We start from the raw sequence: 19,203 nt of genomic DNA, 5'->3' as shown, positions 1-19,203 counted from the left end.
CGCGAAGTCGAGCACCGACTTCTGGAAGTTGTTGCGTACGAATACAGCTCGACCGTAATCGAGTCGAGCCCGCCCACAGAATTGGAGAGCATTGATGGCAAACGCCATTCGGTTCCATGAGATCGGCACACCGTCCGTCATGCGTTGGGAAGAGATCGAGGTAGGACGACCCGGTGCCGGAGAGGTTCGGGTTCGTCATGAAGCGGTGGGGTTGAACTTCGCCGACACCTACTTTCGAAGTGGCCTCTATCCTGCGCAATTGCCTGCCGGGATGGGCGTTGAGGGCGCCGGTGTGGTCGAAGAGATCGGCGAGGGAGTAGTCGATTTTGCAGTGGGGGACCGTGTGACCTACACCGGCAGTCCGCTGGGTGCGTACGCCACCGAGCGGATCATGGCGTCGTCCGACCTGATCGCGCTACCCGACGGCATCGCCTTCGACACCGCGGCCGCCATGACCATGCGAGGACTGACTGCCGCCTACCTTCTGCGTCGCATCTACCCGTTGAAAGCGGGAGACACCGTGTTGCTGCATGCTGCGGCGGGCGGGGTTGGACTGATCTTCACCCAGTGGGCAAAACTGTTGGGAATCAAAGTGATCGGAACGGTGTCGAGCGACGAGAAGGCGAGCGTTGCCCGAGCTCACGGGTGCGATGAAGTCGTCATCTACACCCGCGAGGACGTCGTAGCGCGTGTCAAGGAGATCACCGGGGGCGTCGGCGTGCCGGTTGTCTACGACAGTATCGGGCAATCCACGTTCGACATCTCGCTCGATTGCCTTGCCAGGCGCGGGCTGCTGGTGTGCTTCGGAACGGCGTCCGGGCCGACTCCGCCGATTCAGGCAATGCAGTTGGCAGTCAAGGGATCTCTCTTCCTCACACGTCCGGCACTTGCCGATTACATCGCGGATCCCGAGGAACGTGCCGAATTGGCGGGCGAACTGTTCTCACACGTCGAATCCGGGCGAATCAAGATCGAGATCAACCAGCGATACCCCCTCGAAGATGCGGTGCGTGCGCACCACGACATGGAGTCCGGTCGCAGTATCGGTTCCTCCGTCTTCTCCGTCTGAACCGAAACAGCACTTCCCAGAGGAATTGTCATGACCAACACCGCAACGTTGACAGAAAACCTTCCCTCGTCGACCAGCACGATCCACGTCGAGAAATTGACCTGTTCGATCGGGGCAGAGTTGTCCGGGGTGGATCTCGGCGAGGTCGCACGAGATGCTGCACTCTTTGCCCAGATCAAGGCATTGCTGCTCGAACACAAGGTTCTGTTCTTTCGCGACCAGAACTTCTCCAGAGCCGAGCACGTAGAACTTGCCCAACGATTCGGTGAACTCGAGGATCATCCGGCCCTGGGCAGCGACCCCGACCACCCGGGCCTGGTCCGCATCTACAAAGACCTGGACAGCCCGCCGGAGCATTTCGAGAATGCGTATCACTGCGACGCCACCTGGCGCGTGAACCCGCCCATGGGATGTGTATTGCGTTGTGTGGAAACACCTCCGGTCGGCGGCGACACGATTTGGGTGAACATGGCACTCGCCTACGAGAATCTGCCGGCGCGGGTCAAGGAGCAGATCAAGGACCTGCGTGCCAGGCACAGTATCGAGTCGACCTTCGGCGCTCGGATGCCGATCGATCAGCGGCACCAGCTGAAGGAACGCTTTCCCGACGCCGAACATCCCGTGGTACGAACACATCCGGAGACCAGCGAGAAGATTCTTTTCGTCAATTCGTTCGCCACACACCTCGTGAACTATCACACGCCCGAGAACGTCCGCTACGGAATCGATTACGCCCCCGGTGCCGGAAACCTGCTCACTTACCTGGCCAGCCAGGCCCAGATTCCCGAGTATCAGGTTCGGTGGCGCTGGACCGAGAACAGCGTCGCGATCTGGGACAACCGGTCGACACAGCATTACGCGGTGCAGGACTACTGGCCCGCGGTTCGAAAGATGGAGCGCGCCGGAATCATCGGCGACGCACCGTTCTGATCTCTCTTCCCAGCCCCGAAGATAATTCATTCACTCGATCGGAGTCACACTATGCATTTCCACGACGATTCACTGTTCCCCGAAACCCAGGACAAGCTTGTCATCACCGTTGCTCCCTACGGACCGGAGTGGGAGCCGGACGATTTTGCAGAAGACCTCCCGCTGTCGATGGACGAGCACGTCCAGCAAGCCGTCGACTGCTTCAACGCCGGTGCCACCGTTCTCCACATCCACGTGCGTGAACTCGACGGCAAGGGCTCGAAGCGACTGTCGAAGTTCAACGAGCTTCTCGGCCGCTTGCGTGAGGCCGTTCCCGAGATGATTCTGCAGGTCGGCGGCTCGATTTCGTTTGCCCCGGAGGGCGAAGGCGCCGATGCGAAGTGGTTGTCCGACGACGTGCGTCACATGCTGGCGGAATTGGAGCCGGCTCCCGATCAGGTGACGATCGCGATCAACACCAGCCAGATGAACATCATGGAACTGATGACCGACGACGACATCGCGGGTACGTCGATGCAACGTCCGGAATTGGCCGATACGTATCGGGAAATGACCGTGCCCGCCGGTCCGGAGTGGGTGGCAGAGCACCTGCGCCGGTTGCAGGCCGCCGGAATCCAGCCGCATTTCCAGTTGTCCAGTATTCCGCAGCTCGAAACGGTGGAGCGGTTGATCCGACGCGGCATCTACACGGGTCCGGTCAACCTCACGTGGGTCGCAATCGGCGGCGGTTTCGACGGCCCCAACCCGTACAACATGATGAACTTCGTCCAGCGTGTTCCCGATGGTGCGTGCCTGACGCTGGAAACGCTGATGCGTAGCGTCCTGCCGGTGAACACGATGGCCATCGCGATGGGCTTGCACGCTCGTTGCGGCAACGAGGACACCATCTGGGGCCGCAAGGGCGAGAAGATGACGTCGGTGCAGCAGATCGAGCAGTTGGTGCGCATTGCAGGCGAATTGGGCCGCGAGGTGGCTACCGCGAAGGAAGCTCGGGACATCTACCGGATCAACAGTTCCGGGGGTACGAACCGCGACGGTTCGTACCCCCGAATCCCCCCGTCTACCTCGAGTACTTCTAGGAGAGTCATGGGACTGCAAGCTCCCGCCACGCCACGTGTGGACACCGCGCTCGGAATCGGCGGACGACGAAAGTTATACCCGTGGATCGTTTTCGCCCTGGCTTTCGGTCTTCTGCTCTCGGACTACATGTCGAGGCAGGTGCTCAGTGCAGTCTTCCCGATCCTGAAAGCGGACTGGGATCTCTCCGATTCGCACCTCGCCTCCCTGAGCAGCGTGGTGGCATTGATGGTCGGGCTGTTGACGTTCCCGTTGTCGCTGCTCGCGGACCGCTGGGGCCGCGTCAAGAGCTTGATCTTGATGGCGGTGTTGTGGAGTGTCGCGACGTTGCTGTGCGCAATCGCTCAGACCTACGAACAGATGTTGGGCGCCCGATTCTTGGTAGGTGTCGGTGAAGCGGCGTACGGCAGCGTGGGTATCGCCGTGGTCCTCAGTGTGTTTGCGCCCCGCGTGCACGCAGCTCTTGCCGGTGCCTTCATGGCCGGTGGATCGTTCGGTTCGGTCATCGGTGTGGCAATCGGTGGGTTCATCGCAGTCCAGTTCAGTTGGCGGTGGTCTTTTGCCGCCATGGCGATCTTCGGTCTGATTCTGGTTGCGCTGTTCCGTGCCCTCGTCACCGAGAAGAAGCTCACCGCTTACGCCGTCGAGGCCGCGCCGGATGCCGCCGGGGAAGCGGTGAGACACGACGGTTTTCGTGCGCCGGTGTCCTCGCTGTTCACCAATCCCGCCGTGTTGTTCGCCTACATCGGTGGTGGTCTCCAGATGTTCACCGCCGCTGTACTTCTGGCGTGGTTGCCGAGCTTCTTCAATCGCTACTACGATTTGGCCCCGGACAAGGCCGGCGTCACGGCTTCCGTGTTCGTCCTCTTGGTCGGAAGTGGGATGGTGGTGTGCGGGTTCATCACAGATAGATTCAGCCGCGACGATTCGGCGCGGAAATGGACCACCGCAATCGTCTACTGCGCCATCTCGTTGGTGACGCTGAGTATCGGGCTCCGGTTGGATACGGGGACAGCGCAACTCGTATTGCTCGGTATCGGTGCATTCTTCTCCGCCGGTTCGTCGGGGCCGACGGCAGCTATGGTCGCGAACCTTACCCATCACTCGATTCGAGCGTCGGCCATGGGAACGCTCACCGTTGCCAACAACCTTCTGGGACTGGCGCTCGGTCCCTTCGTGGTCGGCATCCTCGCCGATCACCTGGGTCTTCTCGGCGCTCTACAGCTTTCGCCCTTCGTCTATGTCGTCGCGGCCCTCGCGTTGGTAGCCGGCAAGCGTGCCTATCCCGCCGGGATGAGGCGGTTGGCGACGTTGCAGAATCGGCCCGAGATCCCCGGCGCCACTGAAGTAGCAGAAGTTCGGAGTTCCTGATGGATGAATCACCCACGGTAGTAATAGTTCCCGGTCTGCGCGATCATGTCGAGGATCATTGGCAGACTCACCTCGCGCGCAGGCTCGACAACGTTCTGACGGTTCCTCCCCTCGAGACCGACAAGCTCAGTCGCGATGCCAGGGTTGCGGTATTGGACGAGGTGTTGACAAGTGTTTCCAGCCCGGTGGTCCTGGTCGCGCACAGCGCCGGAGTCATGACAGTTGCCCACTGGGCGAGGGTGCATCATCGAGATGTTGCCGGCGCACTTCTGGTCACGCCGGCGGATCTCGAACTTCCTCTACCCGAGTCCTATCCGTCTCTCGAGGAGCTCGATCGGAACGGGTGGCTACCGATACCGCGTCAGCGTCTGCCGTTTCCGAGCACGGTCGCGGCGAGTCGGAACGATCCGCTCGCCGGGTATCGCCGAGTTGTGGGTTTGGCTGAAGGATGGGGGAGTCGGTTGCTGGATCTGGGTGAGGTCGGACATCTCAATCCGGCGTCCGGATACGGGTATTGGCCGCGGGCGGAATCATTGGTGTGGGAACTGCTCGAGTCGGTGTCGCGCGCTGCCTCGTCTCATGCCACGGATTCCGATGCGCAGGAGGAACACAGTCATGCTTGATCTTGCTGCTCTGCTGGAAGACTCGGCCCGGCGGTACCCGGAACGGGATGCGCTGGTTCTCGGGGAAGCGAGGCTGACGTATGCGCAGTTCGACGCGTACGCGAATCGCATCGCCCATCTGCTCGTCTCGCGGGGTGTCGAGCCAGGTGACAAGGTGGCGTTGTCCTGCCCGAACGTTCTCGAGTTCCCGATCGTCTACTACGGCATTCTCAAGGCCGGTGGCGTCGTCGTTCCTCTGAACATCCTGCTCAAGGGGCGCGAAATTGCCTATCACCTGGCTGATTCGGAAGCGAAGCTGTACTTCTGTTTCGAGGGAAGTCCCGAATTACCGATCGCCGAGTACGCCATCGCCGGGTTCGAGCAGAGCGAGACCTGTTCGGCCCTGATCGTGATCAGCGCCGAGCCGGGTGCACCGTCGTCGATCCTCGGAGTCGAGACTCTAGGCGAAGCACTGGCATCCGTGTCCGGCACGGAAACGCCTGCAGCCGCGGTTGTTCGTGAACCGACGGACACCGCGGTCATTCTCTACACCAGCGGCACGACCGGAAAGCCCAAGGGCGCCGAACTCACTCACTGCAACATGGTCTTGAATGCACTGTCGACCAACCGGTTGTTCGAGAGCGCTCCGTCCATGCATGAGCGTTATCTCCTGACTTTGCCGTTGTTCCACTCGTTCGGCCAGACAGTGACCATGAATGCGGGAATCTGCGTCGGTGCCACCTTGGTGTTGATGCCGCGCTTCGATGCGACCGCGGCACTCGAGATCATGGGACGCGAAAAGATCTCGGTCTTCGCGGGCGTCCCGACCATGTATTGGGGACTGCTCGGCGTGCTGGAGGAGGTAGTGAAATCCGGGGTGGATGTCGAGACCGTTGCACAGAACATGCGGTGCGCGATCTCCGGTGGTGCAGCGCTTCCCGTCGAAATCTTGACACAGTTCAGGGAACGCTTCGGTGTTCAGATCCTCGAAGGGTACGGGTTGTCCGAGACCTCTCCGTTGGCCTTGTTCAGTGACCCGGAGAGCGACCCCCGGCCCGGTTCGATCGGCGTGCCGATCTGGGGCGTCGAAGCGCGGCTTGTCGATGACTCTTGGCGTACGATCACCGGCCCCGATGAAGTGGGAGAGTTGGCGATTCGCGGGCACAACGTCATGAAGGGCTATTTCAACCGACCCGAGGCGACGGCGGAAGTAATGTGCGACGGATGGTTTCGCACCGGGGATCTGGCACGGGTCGATACCGACGGAAATTACTACATCGTCGACCGCGCGAAGGACATGATCGTGCGGGGCGGATTCAACGTCTACCCACGCGAAATCGAAGAGGTTCTGCTCACCCACCCAGCCGTCTCACTCGTCGCTGTCGTCGGGGTGCCGGACACGAGCCTCGGCGAAGAAGTTGTCGCCTACGTGATCCGAGAGCCGAGTGAAGAGATCTCCGAATCGGATCTCGTGGAATGGTCGCGGGAACAGATGGCCGCCTACAAATATCCGCGCCGCATCGAGTTCGTGCCGTCGCTGCCGATGACGGCAACCGGAAAGATTCTCAAACGTGAACTGAATCAAGCATTTTCGATTGTCTGAGGAGATCGATGACTGACGTTCGAGCAAGTGAAGCTTTTCCCGTGACCCAGGCCATGAAGGATTCGGGTGGCTGGAATCCTTTGTGGGACGGACTTTCGGAGCTGGATCCCGAGTGGACCGAGCTGTACATGAAGACAGCAATGCAGCCCTGGAACAGTGGGGTGCTGTCACCTCAGGTGATCCAGTTGCTGTGCATAGCCGTCGATGCGGCGAGCACACACATGTACGCACCCGGCGTACGACGCCATATTCGCGCTGCGCTCGACATGGGAGTGACCCCGAAGGAGATTCTCGAGGTGCTGAAACTGACCACCGTCGTCGGGATTCACTCCTGCAATGTCGGCGTTCCGATCCTGATGGAGGAAATCGCAAACCGGTGACGGCGGTCAGTCCCGCTCGCGGTTCTCCCGTTCCTCACGCTGACGCTGGAGGAACGGGCTCGGGTTCTGTCCGCCGATCGGACCGTGGCCGAGGACTCCGTGCTCGTAGGCGGACTCCGCGTGCAGGGCAACGTCGATTCCGCGGGCCTCGTCTTCACGCGAGATACGGAAGCCGAAGGTCTTGTCGATGAGCTTTCCGAGACCGTAGGTCACACCGAAGGCATAGAGCGCGACCACGACGACACCGACGAACTGCTTGCCCAGCTGCGCGAATCCACCGCCGAAGAACAAACCTTCCGGACCGCCCGTCATCACGGCCGTCGCGAGGAGTCCGATCAGCAACGAGCCGACGATTCCGCCGACGAGGTGTACGCCGACGACGTCGAGGGAGTCGTCGTAGCCGAGCTTGTGCTTCCATCCCACGGCGTACGAGCAGACGATGCCCGCGATCAGACCGATGGCGAGGGCACCGAACATGTTCACCGTTCCGCACGACGGGGTGATCGCGACCAGACCGGCGACGACGCCCGAAGCTGCGCCGAACGTCGTGGGGTGTCCGTCACGGTTCTGCTCGACGAACAGCCAGCCGAGTAGTCCGGTACAGCCGGCGACGAGTGTGTTGAGGAAGATCTGCGAGGCCATACCGTCAGCCGCAAGGGCCGACCCGGCGTTGAATCCGAACCAACCGAACCAGAGCAGACCGACGCCGAGCAGGACGAACGGCAGATTGTGCGGACGCATCGACTCGGCCTTGAAACCCATCCGCTGGCCGAGGACCAGTGCCAATGCCAGGCCTGACGCTCCGGACACGATTTCGACCACGAGGCCACCGGCGTAGTCGAGTGCGCCCATCTGGGCGAGCCATCCCTGCGGATTCCACACCCAGTGAGCGACGGGGACATAGACGAGCAAGGACCAGATGGGGACGAAGATCATCCAGGCGGAGAACTTCGCGCGGTCGGCGATCGCACCACTGATGAGTGCTGCAGTAAGGATTGCGAACGTCAATTGGAAGGTTGCGAACAACACTTCCGGGACATTCCCGTGCACGGTCGACGGGTCGATGCCCGCCATGCCGATGTGTTCGAGTCCGCCGATGATGCCACCGTGATCGTCGCCGAACACGAGGCTGTAGCCCACGAACAACCACGCGACCGTGACGAGTGCGATGGAGACGAAGCTCATCATGATCATGTTGAGTACGCCGGTCGAGCGGACCATGCCGCCGTAGAAGAGCGCGAGTCCTGGCGTCATCAGAAGTACGAGTGCAGTACTGACGAGCAACCAGGCAGTTGCTCCGGCATCGATGGTGGCGGGCACAGTTTTCTCCTCACGCATGCGGACCAGCCCGCGTGCACGGAACCCACGATGGGTGCGTGCGGTTTCCTCCGCACTGCGATTGTGTTGCGAACATGTTTCGGGAGAAGTCGGCGTTGCACCCGCACCGGATCACCTGTCGTGGGTCGCCGGTAGTCTTTGCGCGTGGCCCTGTACCGGAAGTATCGACCCGCGTCCTTCGCCGAGGTGGTGGGGCAGGAGCATGTCACCGCACCGCTCAGCACGGCCCTCGACACCGGACGCATCAACCATGCCTATCTGTTTTCCGGCCCGCGTGGCTGTGGAAAGACGTCGTCGGCGCGAATCCTGGCGCGTTCGCTGAACTGTGAGCAGGGACCGACGTCGACGCCGTGCGATGTATGCGACTCGTGCGTTTCGCTTGGCCCGGGCGGCACAGGCAACCTGGACGTGACGGAACTCGACGCCGCAAGTCACGGTGGCGTCGACGACACCCGAGAACTCCGAGACAAGGCGTTCCACGCCCCCGCCGCTTCTCGCTACCGCGTCTTCATCATCGACGAGGCACACATGGTGACGGCGGCGGGCTTCAACGCGCTGCTCAAGATCGTCGAAGAGCCGCCGGAGCACCTCATCTTCATCTTTGCGACGACGGAACCGGAAAAGGTTCTCCCGACCATCCGTTCGCGTACACACCACTACCCGTTCCGCCTGTTGGCGCCGTCGACCATGCGCGGACTCTTGGAAAAGATCTGCGCCCAGGAAGGCGTACCGGTCGAGCCTGCTGTTTATCCCCTGGTCATCAAGGCTGGCGGTGGTTCGCCTCGCGACTCGTTGAGTGTCCTCGATCAGTTGCTCGCGGGAGCCGGCGAAGAAGGTGTCACGTATCCGCGGGCGCTCTCTCTTCTCGGAGTCACCGACGTCGCGCTCATCGACGAAGCAGTAGACGCCCTGTCTGCCAGTGACGGAGCCGCCTTGTTCGGCACTGTCGATCGGGTGATGGACGCCGGTCACGATCCACGCCGATTCGCGCTCGATCTCCTCGAACGTCTACGCGATCTCATTTTGATGCAGGCAGTCTCCGATGCCAGCGAACGAGGGTTGGTCGATGCGCCGGAGGCCGAGCTGGTCACGATGCGTGAACAGATTCAGCGAGTCGGCCCGGCCACGCTCACCCGTTTCGCCGAAACCGTCCACGCTGGTCTCAGTGAAATGCGTGGGGCGACGGCGCCGCGGCTGCTGCTCGAAGTGATGTGCGCGAGAATGCTGCTTCCTTCGGCCTCCGACACCGAGTCGGCTGTGTTGCAGCGGCTCGAGCGCCTGGAACAAGGTATTCCGGCTGCCGGAGTCGCGGCTGCCGCTGCCCCTCGCGCGGCAGCAACGCCGGCACCGACTGTGCCGCCGCTCGAACCGGAGATTGCTTCCAAGTTCCAACGGCCCTCCCAACGCAAGGCCGAGCCTGAGGCACGGCCGGAAACAGCCGCCCCGGCTCCGGCGGCGCCGCCGGTCGTCGAGGCTCCTGTCGTCGAACCTCCGGCAGCGGCAGCTCCCGTGGTCGAGCCTCCCACCGTCGAGATCGTGGAATCGCCGGTTGCGGAAGCTCCAGTGGTTGAAGCTCCGGTGGTTGAAGCACCAGTGGTTGAAGCTCCGGTTGCCGAAGCTCCAATAGTTGAAGCTCCTGTGGTTGAACCACCGGCTCCTGCTCCGGTCGAAGCGGAAGAGCTGATCGGGCTTGCCGAGCCGGAACCCGACTACGAGCCCGAGCCCGAGTACGAGGAGCCGGCGGCTGCAGAAGCTGCGCCGGTCTCGGCGGGCCCCACAGTCGAGACCCTCCGTGAATCGTGGAACACCTTGCGCAACAAGGTCGGTGAACGAAACAAGGTTCTTCCGGCCATGCTGTCCGCTGCGACGGTTCACGACGTGCGTGGACATGTTGTGGTCATCGCTCACGGCTCGCCGGTCCTGGGTGCTCGTGTGACGCAACCGCACAACGCGGCGGTCATCTGCGAGGTCCTTGCCGAGATGTTCGGTGGCACTTGGCAAGTCGAGTACCAAGAAGGTGCGCCCACAGCGCCGGCAGCATCGAGCGCACCCAAGGCGACAGAAGCTGCGAGCCGCCCGGCCGCTGCGCCCCGCTTCTCGCGCCCCAGTCAGGAGCGTGCAGCGCAGCAGCCCAAGGCCCCGCAGCCCCAGCGCGGAGATTCGGACGACATTCCGCCGCCTGAGGCCCCCGACTATCCGGAAGACCCTGGACCGGCCCCTGCTCCTGAGGTCGACTACGAGGCAACTCCTCCGCCTGCAACGCCGGAGGACGAGGACGAGATGTTCGCGGAGGCGGCTGAGCCCGCTGATCCGACTGCCAGACGTGATCCCGAGGACGTTGCAAAGGAACTCCTCAAGGACGTCCTCGGGGCACGCCGCCTCGAAAGCTGAGTTGCCGACTCGGTCCGTGCGCGTGAAACGGCTGTCGGAATGCCGCGGCACCACTGTGTGATCGAATTGTTATAAGTGCCGTTCCTTTTGTGTGCGCACGTGTCGAAAGGGCACCGACTCGGCCCGGCAAAGCTGAATTGTGTGTGGCCGGTTTGCTGGCACATTCGTTCGCTCAATTCCGGTGTAACGAAACATCGATTCGGACGATGGTCGCCGAAGAATATCTGGAATTTCTCGTTGTCTGATCGACATTCGCGTGCTGTTGCTAATTCTCGGTGTGTCACGAATGTTCAGATTGATAGTTGTCGGATGTTTGTTTTGCGGTGATCGACCAATTTGGGACATTCGGCGAATTGGCCACATATTCGGCATTGCGGCATTTCGGTGCGCACTCAACTGAGCATTTGCCGATCTCGAGAAAACGGTGGCCGTGAAACCCGTGTCCGGTACGGATGTTCAAACCACTGCTTGACCGGCGACGAAGCAAATAAGTAACTCCGAGTTACAGCTAACTCTCGATTGCTGTCAAATTGCTGATACATGTTCACGGAGCTGAACGACCTTTGTTATTTGTTTATGCCTTGAGGTGAATCTGCGTTTTACACACGGCTGAACGCGTGGTTAGTCTTCGGTCGATTGAGTCTCCCGTGGATGCGCGCGAAAATAGGAAGTGTAAGATGACTGAAGATTCAACTAATCCCGCGATCGCGATAGTCGGGATGAGCATGTGGTCTCCCGGTGCCCATGATCTGCAAGGATTTTGGGAGAACGTCCTCGCGCGACGGATGCAATTCCGAAAGTTTCCCGAGTCGCGGATGTCGCTCGACGACTACTGGAGCGCGAGCCCTGACGACGTCGACAAGACATACGCCGACCGCGGCGCGTTCATGGACGGTTTCGAATTCGACTGGGTCGGTCGCCGGATACCGGAGCGAACCTTCAAGTCGACAGATCTCACACACTGGTTGGCGCTGGAAACAGCACTCGGGGCTTTGACGGACGCGGGCTACAGCCGAGGATCGGTGCCAACTGGACGCAGCGCGGCAATCGTCGGCAACTCCCTCACCGGTGAAGAATCCCGGATGTGGTCGATGCGTTTGCGTTGGCCTTACGTCAAGCGCGCACTCGCTGTGGCAGCCGAAGCGCGCCAGTTGGACAGTTCCGTCGCCGATGCTCTCGCCGAGACGATGGAAGAGGTCTACAAAGGCCCGTTGGTGGAGCCGAGTGAAGACACTCTGGCCGGCATGTTGTCGAATACGATCGCCGGCCGTATCTGCAATTACCTCGACTTCAACGGCGGCGGGTACGTCGTGGACGGTGCGTGCGCGTCCGGAATGCTCGCGGTGGCGACTGCAGCCGAAAAGCTGGCGTCCGGCGCGGCCGACTTCGTATTGGCAGGTGGAGTCGACGTCAGCCTGGATCCTTTGGAACTGGTGGGATTCGCCCGTTTGGGTGCACTGACACGCGGCGACATGAACGTGTACGACGCAAGCCGAAGCGGATTCATCCCGGGTGAAGGTTGCGGATTCGTGGCCTTGAAACGACTCGAGGACGCCAGGGCGGACGGCGACTACGTGTACGCGACGATTCGCGGCTGGGGCATCTCTACCGATGGCAAGGGTGGAATTACCAAGCCCCGCGACGAAACTCAGGCCGAAATGATCCGTCGCGCATACTCGGGAGCGGGATTCGCGGCCAGCGAGGTTGCCTTTGTCGAAGGACACGGAACTGGTACTCCCGTCGGGGACCCTGTCGAATTGGCCGGCGTCCAGCAGGCCGCGCAGACGGACGGACCAGTCGAGGCTCGTAGCATCGGCATGACCTCACTGAAGTCGCTGATCGGGCACACGAAGGCGGCGTCGGGCATCCTTGCGCTGATCAAGGCGACCATGGCCGTCAATCAACGAATCCTTCCGCCGCTCGCCGGTTGCACCGACCCGAACCCGGCGTTCGGAACCGAAGCACCGGCACTCTTTCCGCTTGTCAACGGCGAGATCAGAGATCCGTCGGAGAAGATGCGTGCCGGTGCGCAAGCCATGGGTTTCGGCGGTATCAACTGCCACGTCGCGATCGAATCGGCTGATGCACCGTCCAGCAAGCTGACACCCTCGCAAGACGTCCGCACGATGATGGCGTCGTATCAGGACACCGAGGTATTTGTACTCTCTGCAGATTCCGCGGTGGACTTGGCGACCCGAGCGCGGGATGTTGCAGATCTGGCGGTTCCGTTGAGTGTTGCGGAGCTGCTGGACTTTTCGGCGAAACTCTCGCGAGTGATCTCGCCGACCGCGCCCTTCCGTGCCGCAGTGGTGGCCGGACGTCCCGCGCAGTTGGCCGAACGCATGCGTCAGCTTGCCGTGATCTGCGAGAACTCCGCTCCAGCTTCCGGCCAGGTCAAGGTGGTGAGCAACGAGATCTCGATTTCGAACAGCGTCCGCCACGACATCGGATTCCTGTTCCCTGGACAGGGATCCCAACAACTCGAGATGGCTCGCGTGCTGATCGAGCGCTTCGAGTGGGCGCGCGAACTGGCGACCAAGGCGGACGGCTGGTTGGAGGGAGTTGGAGCGGAGGCGATCACGCCGCGGATTCTGCGGAACCCGGTCAAGAGCGCTGACGCTGCGGAATTGGCGAAGTGGAAGCGGGACCTCGCCCAGACACAGTTCACCCAGCCCGCCGTCGCCTTGGCGTCGCTGCTCTGGTTCGAGTACCTCCGCCGATTGGGTGTCACACCCAGTGCTGTCGCCGGCCACAGTCTCGGGGAGTTGACTGCGCTCTACGCGGCCGGAGCTTACGACCAGAAGACGCTGATCACCTTGGCTGCGGCGAAGGGCGCGGCCATGGCTGTCAGTGGTGGTGGAAACGGCGCAATGGCGAGCCTGACCTGCGACCGATCGACGGCTGAGGCGATCATCGCGGAGGCAAAGGGTTACGCGACCGTCGCGAATCTGAATACGCCCACGCAGAGTGTGGTTTCGGGTACCAAAGACGCGGTCGACGATGTGGTTGCCATCGCGAAGACGCGCGGAGTGTCGGCTCAGGCGCTTGCCGTGTCGAATGCTTTCCACTCCGAGATGATGAACGAGGCCGAACGGGAGCTGAAGTCCACTGCGCCCGTTGAGGAGCAAGTCGATTCGTTGACTTGCCCCGTGTATTCCTGTGTCGAAGGGGAACGCGTACAGACGCCACTGGCACTTCGCGAATTGGTCACCAAACAGGTTGTCTCACCGGTTGACTGGGTCAAGACGGTAAGTGGGATCTCGCAGGAAGTGGACCTGCTCGTCGAGGTCGGACCCGGCCGTGTGCTGACCGGGCTCACCAAGGCGATCAATGGGACCGACGGCGTGCGCTGCTTCCCCGTTGCGTCCAAGTCCGGACGCGACGAGGACTTCAACGTCGCACTGGCCGCGATGTACGTACACGGCGCTCAGGTCCGCTGGAACGAACTTTTCGACGGCCGGTTCGTGCGCGAATTCGTTCCTGCCGATCAGAAGGTATTCATCGAGAACCTGGCCGAGGCGAAGCTGACGGTTACCTCTGCTCCCGAACCGCTCGCACTTGGTACGTCCGGCGGGGATCCGGCTGCGGCGCTGGCCGATTACCTGAGCCGACGCGGGACCTTCCTCGTCGACGTCATTCGCGCGGATGTAGGCAGTGGAGCGACTTCTCCATCTTCTCCATCTGTTCCATCTGCTCCGACTTCGCGGGCAGTCACCAACGGCCACGAATCTGTAGCAGCGAAAGCTCCTTCGCCGGTTTCGGCTCCGGTAGTCGAAGAGCCGGCTGTCGCGGGCGCTGGGTCCGTGGAAAGTGAGCTGATCAGGATCCTCGCCGATACGACGGGATTCCCCGCCGAGTCGATCACGACGGATCTGCGTCTGCTCGATGATCTGAATCTCGACTCGATCAGTGCGGCAGAGGCTATTTCGAAGGTTGCACATCAGTTCGAGGTTGTCGACCTCGACCCTGCCGAGTTGGCCAACGCCACCATCGGAGAAGCAGCATCGCTGATCCTTGCGGCATCACCGCATCCCGGTTCTGCCGTTCCAGCAGCGAGTTCGGCGCAGTCGGACGTGTCGCGAATACTGCTCGAGGTAATCGCGGAGGACACCGGATTTCCGGTGGAGTCTCTCGACGTCGATCTCCACCTTCTGGACGACCTGAACATGGACTCGATCAAGGCCGCCGATGCAATCGCGACGGTGGCAACACGATTGGGTGTTCAGGGTGACCTGGATCCGGCCGAACTCGTCAACGTCAGCCTGGGTGAACTGATCGAAGTGCTCGATCGGTCCGCGAAGGAGAAGTCGGGGCAGCAGCAGCCGGCTGCGCGGGCGCTGCCGGCGAAGGCAAAGGGTATATCAGCCGACAGCTTCACCTGGGTTCGCGATTACACCCTGGAAAAGGTTCGGAGCGAGACAGCGTTGCACGGAGTCCGAGACCTCACGGACACGACGTTTGTCGTCATCGGTGACGACGCCGGTTTGGTCGGAAGGTTGGAATCCGAACTTCGAGGTCGTGGCGCTCAGGTCGACATTCGCACATTCTCCGACAGCACTACTGCGAATGCACACCACGTGGTTGCCGTAATGCCGCGCGTGACCGATGATTCCGTCACCGAAAGCGGCTTGCGCCGTGGGATCGAACACATGTACAAGATAGTTCCGGCGCAGCAAAGTGGAGGCGCGCGAACCACATTGGCAGTGGTTCAGTTCACCGATGTCGAGTTGAGCAATCCAGCGCCGGTGCCGAGTGTGGCGGCTTTCACCGCTTCGGTGCATCACGAGCGTCCCGAACTGGATGTGCGCGTCATAGGATTCGACGGCTCGACTGCGGACGCGGAGGTAGCAGCCACTGTCGTCTCCGAGTTGGATTCGGTTGCACCCTATGTGTTCGCGACTTACGACGCCGAGATGGGACGCACGGCACTGCAACCGCGGGTTCTCGCCTCCAACGACTACACCGTCCGCGAAAGCGGATTGGGAAGTTCGGATGTCGTGGTCGTGACCGGTGGCGCGAAAGGCATCATGGCCCAATGTGCTCTGGCCCTCGGTCGAAAGACCGGCGCCGAACTGGTGCTGATCGGAAGCTCTCAGCGACAAGCGGGCGACGAAATCGCCTCCACTCTTGCGGACTTCACGTCTGCCGGTTTGAGCGCTCACTACTATCGCTGCAACGTCACGGATGCCGCGGCGGTGGCCGGCGTCGTCGCCCAGATCGAGGTCGAGGTGGGGCCGATCACCGGGTTTGTCCACGGTGCGGGGGCAAATGTTCCGCGGCGGTTCGAGAGAGTCGACAGCGCTGCGGCTTTCAAGGAGGTTGCACCTAAGGTCCTGGGCGCAGCCAACTTCGTCGAAGCGCTCGCTGATCGTGACTTGAAGCTGTTCGTGGGCTTCTCTTCCATCATCGGATTCACAGGTATGCCCGGAAACAGCTGGTATGCATACGGAAACGAGCTTCTCGACGAAATGGTGGTGCGGTATGCCGCCGGGCACCCGAAGACTCGGACGTTCTCGCTCGCGTACAGCGTGTGGGGAGAGACCGGAATGGGCGCCCGCATGGGCAGTGTCAACCACCTCGCGAAGATGGGTGTCATGCCGATTTCGACGGCTGCGGGAGTGGATCATTTCCTTCGCCTGGTCGACAGCGGACCCGAGGCGAGTCGTATCGTCGTGACCAGTCGACTCGGCGGTCTCGACACCTGGGCGCCTGCAGCACCGGCTCTGCCGGCGGTGTCGCGCTACATCGACCAAGTGGTGACATTCGAGCCTCAAGTAGAACTGGTGACCCGGACGACGTTGTCCACCTCGGCGGATCCCTTTGTCCTCGATCATGTCTGGAAGGGATCGGCGCTGCTTCCGACGGTGTTCGGACTCGAGGCGATGTCGCAGGCGGCGGCGTATGTCACGGGACGCGTGACCCTGGGTCGCGTCCGCATCGACGACATCAAACTGGATCGACCGATCGTCGTCGACACGGTCGAGGGCACCAGAGTCGAGATCAAGGCAAGCGTCGTGGAGCAGGATCGTGATGCCGCAGGAACGCGGGTGCATGTCACGATCGGCACCGAACGGACCGGGTACGGGCGGCCCCATTTCTCGGCCGACTTCATCTTCGGGCTGGACGAATCACTGCCGGAGTTCGAGAAGGAGTTGCCGCGACCGGTGCTCGACATCGATCCGTTGGACGACCTCTACTCGTGGTTGCTGTTCCAGGAGGGCGATTTCCGCCGACTCGAAGAGATCTCGAGCCTCGATTCCGAGCACATTCTCTTCAGTGCTATTTCGCGAGCCGACCGTAAGCAGCACCTCCTCGGTGATCCGTATTTCCTCGATTCCCTGCTCCAATCGGGCCAGATCATGGTTCCGCGGGAGATCTGCCTTCCGGTCAACATTGCGCGAATCGACATGTACGACGGACGATTCGAGGCTCGTTCGTTCACCGCGTACGCCTACGACAAGGTGCAGACAGAGACCCACATGCAAGCCGACGTGGCGGTGGTGAAGGACGGACGAGTGGTGATGCAGCTCGAGGGATATCGCTCCCAGATTCTCTCCCACGACGAAAGCCGTCCTACGGCTGAGGAAATCGCGGATCCGACTGCGCGCGACGCACAGATCATTCTCGACAAGCTCGCGCAACACAGCCGGGCGTTGGGAGTGAAGAGCCCGCGGGTTGTGGTCGCGCACACCCCGGGGATTCACGAGTTGACCAAGTCGGAACGCCACGAGCAGGAGAAACCGATCGCCGAGGCGGCCGTGAACATTCATCTCGATGAGGATGTGGTGATCAAATGAGTAATGCCTTTGCCATCGAATGGCAGGAAACCGGAAAGCCCGTCGTTGTCGGTGATATTCCGCCCTCTGTGGATGTCTCGCTCTCGCACGACGGCAGCAAGTCACTCAGTTCGGCCGGCGACTGGCCTCAGGGGTGTGACATCGAACCGATTCGCTCCCGAACCGTCGTGCAGTGGAAGGCGCTTCTGGGTTCGGCGCGGATTCCGCTGCTCGACGAGTTGATCGCAGGCGGCGAATCACTCGATCGTGCGGGAACCAGGCTGTGGGCGGCGGCCGAGGCGATCCGAAAGGCCACAGGGCAGATGTCGGTTTCTCTGGCGATGGGCGCCAGGGAGGACGACGCAGTGACCTTCCGCGGCGGCGTCGAGGGAAGCGTGGTGGTTCTGACTTTTCCGGCTCTGTTGACGGACAACGAGGAGCGGATTCTCGCTTTTGTGACCGATGAGGCGGATGCCGAAGAGCGTGTTTCGGACGAGGCGGATGCGGAAGAACCGGCGCAGGGCCCGGCACCACAGTTCGACTCCGGCCCGTTGTCGGCGAAGTCTCTCGCGCAGTTCGATCCGATGGCCTACGGCTCCGACGTGCATGTGGTGGCCCGGAGCGGCTATCCGGCGGTGTCGATCCGGTTCCCCGTCGGGTTCCGGGACGCGTGCAACGTCGGTGGATCAGTGGGGTTCGCGAGCTTCGCGCTGTGGTTGGGCGCTTTGCGAGAGAGGGGAACCGGACCGATCTCGAAGCAGATCGTGGAGGACATGGCGACGGGCCGTTGGGGCATGGTGACCAACAACTCCGAGGTGTTCATCGATGCGAACCTGTACACCGACGACATTGTCGAGGGGACGATCTGGATCACCGAGCTCACCGGTCCGGATCGGGCAACCACCAATCTGCATGTCGAATGGTGCCGGGTCGACGGCGAGACGCGCACTCACATCGGGTGGAGTGCGATGCAGACGACGTGGGTGGAAATCCTCTCCCACGGTGTGGTGGCGGCACGGCCGATGCCGCAGTACTTCCACGATTTCATCGAGCCGATGACGATTCCGACGGGGGCGAAGAACGTCGCTGTCCCCACACAACCGAAGGACGTCGATCGTGGTTCCTTGATCCGCTCGGCTCCGATGGTGCCGCGCAATCCGTACCTGCTCGAATCCGAGGTGTTCTCGACGACGATGCAGGACGGAAACGTCGTGGGCAACATCTACTTCGGTAACTATTACATCTGGCAGTCGAGGGTTCGGGACAAGTTCCTCGCCCGTTCTCAGCGTGAGGCCATGGCGGCCAGAGGCGCTCTCGGGGAACTGCGTTGTGTGCACACCAGAGTTGAGCATCTGCGCGAGGTCATGCCGTTCGACGACGTCCTGGTCACGATGTCCTTGACTGCCCTCTACGAGAGGGGGATCGACCTCGAGTTCGAGTACTTCAAGGTCAATCAGGACGGATCACGGGAGAAGCTCGCGATCGCTCGGCACAGAACTGTCTGGACGATGCCGGGCGCTCCGGGAGAACTGGAAATCTCTCCGCCGTCGAAACTTCCGCAGTCACTGATCGATTCGGTGCTGGAGGCGATCGACGGAAAGTAGACGGGGGATTTTCCGAGATCGAAGTGGAGAGACGGGTTGCGTTTTCCTTGCCGGAGAACGCA

10 protein-coding genes and 1 pseudogene are annotated in these 19,203 nt (G+C 61.6%); 10 read left to right on the top strand and 1 reads right to left on the bottom strand.

All coding sequences use genetic code 11. The features are described 5' to 3' along the window. Positions 1–94: 94 nt before the first annotated feature. The 7 genes and pseudogenes from AC1DWA_RS09895 to AC1DWA_RS09865 all read left to right on the top strand — a co-directional run bounded on the left by AC1DWA_RS09895 (position 95) and on the right by AC1DWA_RS09865 (position 7,032). Complete coding sequence (locus AC1DWA_RS09895; RefSeq protein ID WP_003943928.1) at positions 95–1,069, top strand: quinone oxidoreductase family protein; 975 nt, start codon at positions 95–97, stop codon at positions 1,067–1,069. 30 nt (positions 1,070–1,099) lie between these two features. Further along, entirely contained in the window at positions 1,100–1,999 is a 900-nt protein-coding gene (locus AC1DWA_RS09890) for a TauD/TfdA dioxygenase family protein (RefSeq protein WP_477846664.1), read from the top strand. A 51-nt stretch (positions 2,000–2,050) separates the two neighbouring features. Next, positions 2,051–3,016: pseudogene (locus AC1DWA_RS09885) on the top strand (beta-keto acid cleavage family enzyme); the annotation flags it as partial. A 69-nt stretch (positions 3,017–3,085) separates the two neighbouring features. Beyond that, complete coding sequence (locus AC1DWA_RS09880) at positions 3,086–4,447, top strand: MFS transporter (protein ID WP_021332896.1); 1,362 nt, start codon at positions 3,086–3,088, stop codon at positions 4,445–4,447. Further along, entirely contained in the window at positions 4,447–5,070 is a 624-nt protein-coding gene (locus AC1DWA_RS09875; RefSeq protein WP_477846663.1) for an RBBP9/YdeN family alpha/beta hydrolase, read from the top strand. The genes AC1DWA_RS09880 and AC1DWA_RS09875 overlap by 1 nt, the downstream gene beginning before the upstream one ends. After that, a complete protein-coding gene (locus tag AC1DWA_RS09870) occupies positions 5,063–6,652 on the top strand; it encodes a long-chain-fatty-acid--CoA ligase (RefSeq protein WP_477846662.1) in 1,590 nt (529 codons plus the stop codon). The genes AC1DWA_RS09875 and AC1DWA_RS09870 overlap by 8 nt, the downstream gene beginning before the upstream one ends. Positions 6,653–6,660: 8 nt before the next feature. Continuing rightward, positions 6,661–7,032 (top strand): carboxymuconolactone decarboxylase family protein, encoded by a 372-nt coding sequence (locus AC1DWA_RS09865; RefSeq protein ID WP_020905896.1) that lies wholly within the window; start codon positions 6,661–6,663, stop codon positions 7,030–7,032. Between the two features lie 6 nt (positions 7,033–7,038). On the opposite strand, the gene AC1DWA_RS09860 is transcribed toward AC1DWA_RS09865, so the two are convergent. Beyond that, on the bottom strand, positions 7,039–8,352 hold the full coding sequence (locus AC1DWA_RS09860; protein ID WP_477846661.1) for an ammonium transporter: 1,314 nt from the start codon (positions 8,350–8,352) through the stop codon (positions 7,039–7,041). A gap of 162 nt (positions 8,353–8,514) precedes the next feature. On the opposite strand from AC1DWA_RS09860, the gene AC1DWA_RS09855 reads away from it, so the two are divergent. The 3 genes from AC1DWA_RS09855 to AC1DWA_RS09845 all read left to right on the top strand — a co-directional run bounded on the left by AC1DWA_RS09855 (position 8,515) and on the right by AC1DWA_RS09845 (position 19,141). Continuing rightward, a complete protein-coding gene (locus tag AC1DWA_RS09855; protein WP_387403952.1) occupies positions 8,515–10,761 on the top strand; it encodes a DNA polymerase III subunit gamma and tau in 2,247 nt (748 codons plus the stop codon). Between the two features lie 677 nt (positions 10,762–11,438). After that, positions 11,439–17,558 (top strand): SDR family NAD(P)-dependent oxidoreductase, encoded by a 6,120-nt coding sequence (locus AC1DWA_RS09850; RefSeq protein ID WP_477846660.1) that lies wholly within the window; start codon positions 11,439–11,441, stop codon positions 17,556–17,558. Continuing rightward, complete coding sequence (locus tag AC1DWA_RS09845) at positions 17,555–19,141, top strand: hypothetical protein (RefSeq protein ID WP_021342624.1); 1,587 nt, start codon at positions 17,555–17,557, stop codon at positions 19,139–19,141. The genes AC1DWA_RS09850 and AC1DWA_RS09845 overlap by 4 nt, the downstream gene beginning before the upstream one ends. The last annotated feature ends 62 nt before the right edge of the window (positions 19,142–19,203 follow it).

The sequence above is a fragment of the Rhodococcus sp. P4_F3_2 genome, from assembly GCF_056401335.1.
Note: the sequence above shows the minus strand (reverse complement) of the source record. Positions and strands in the feature narration are given on the sequence as shown.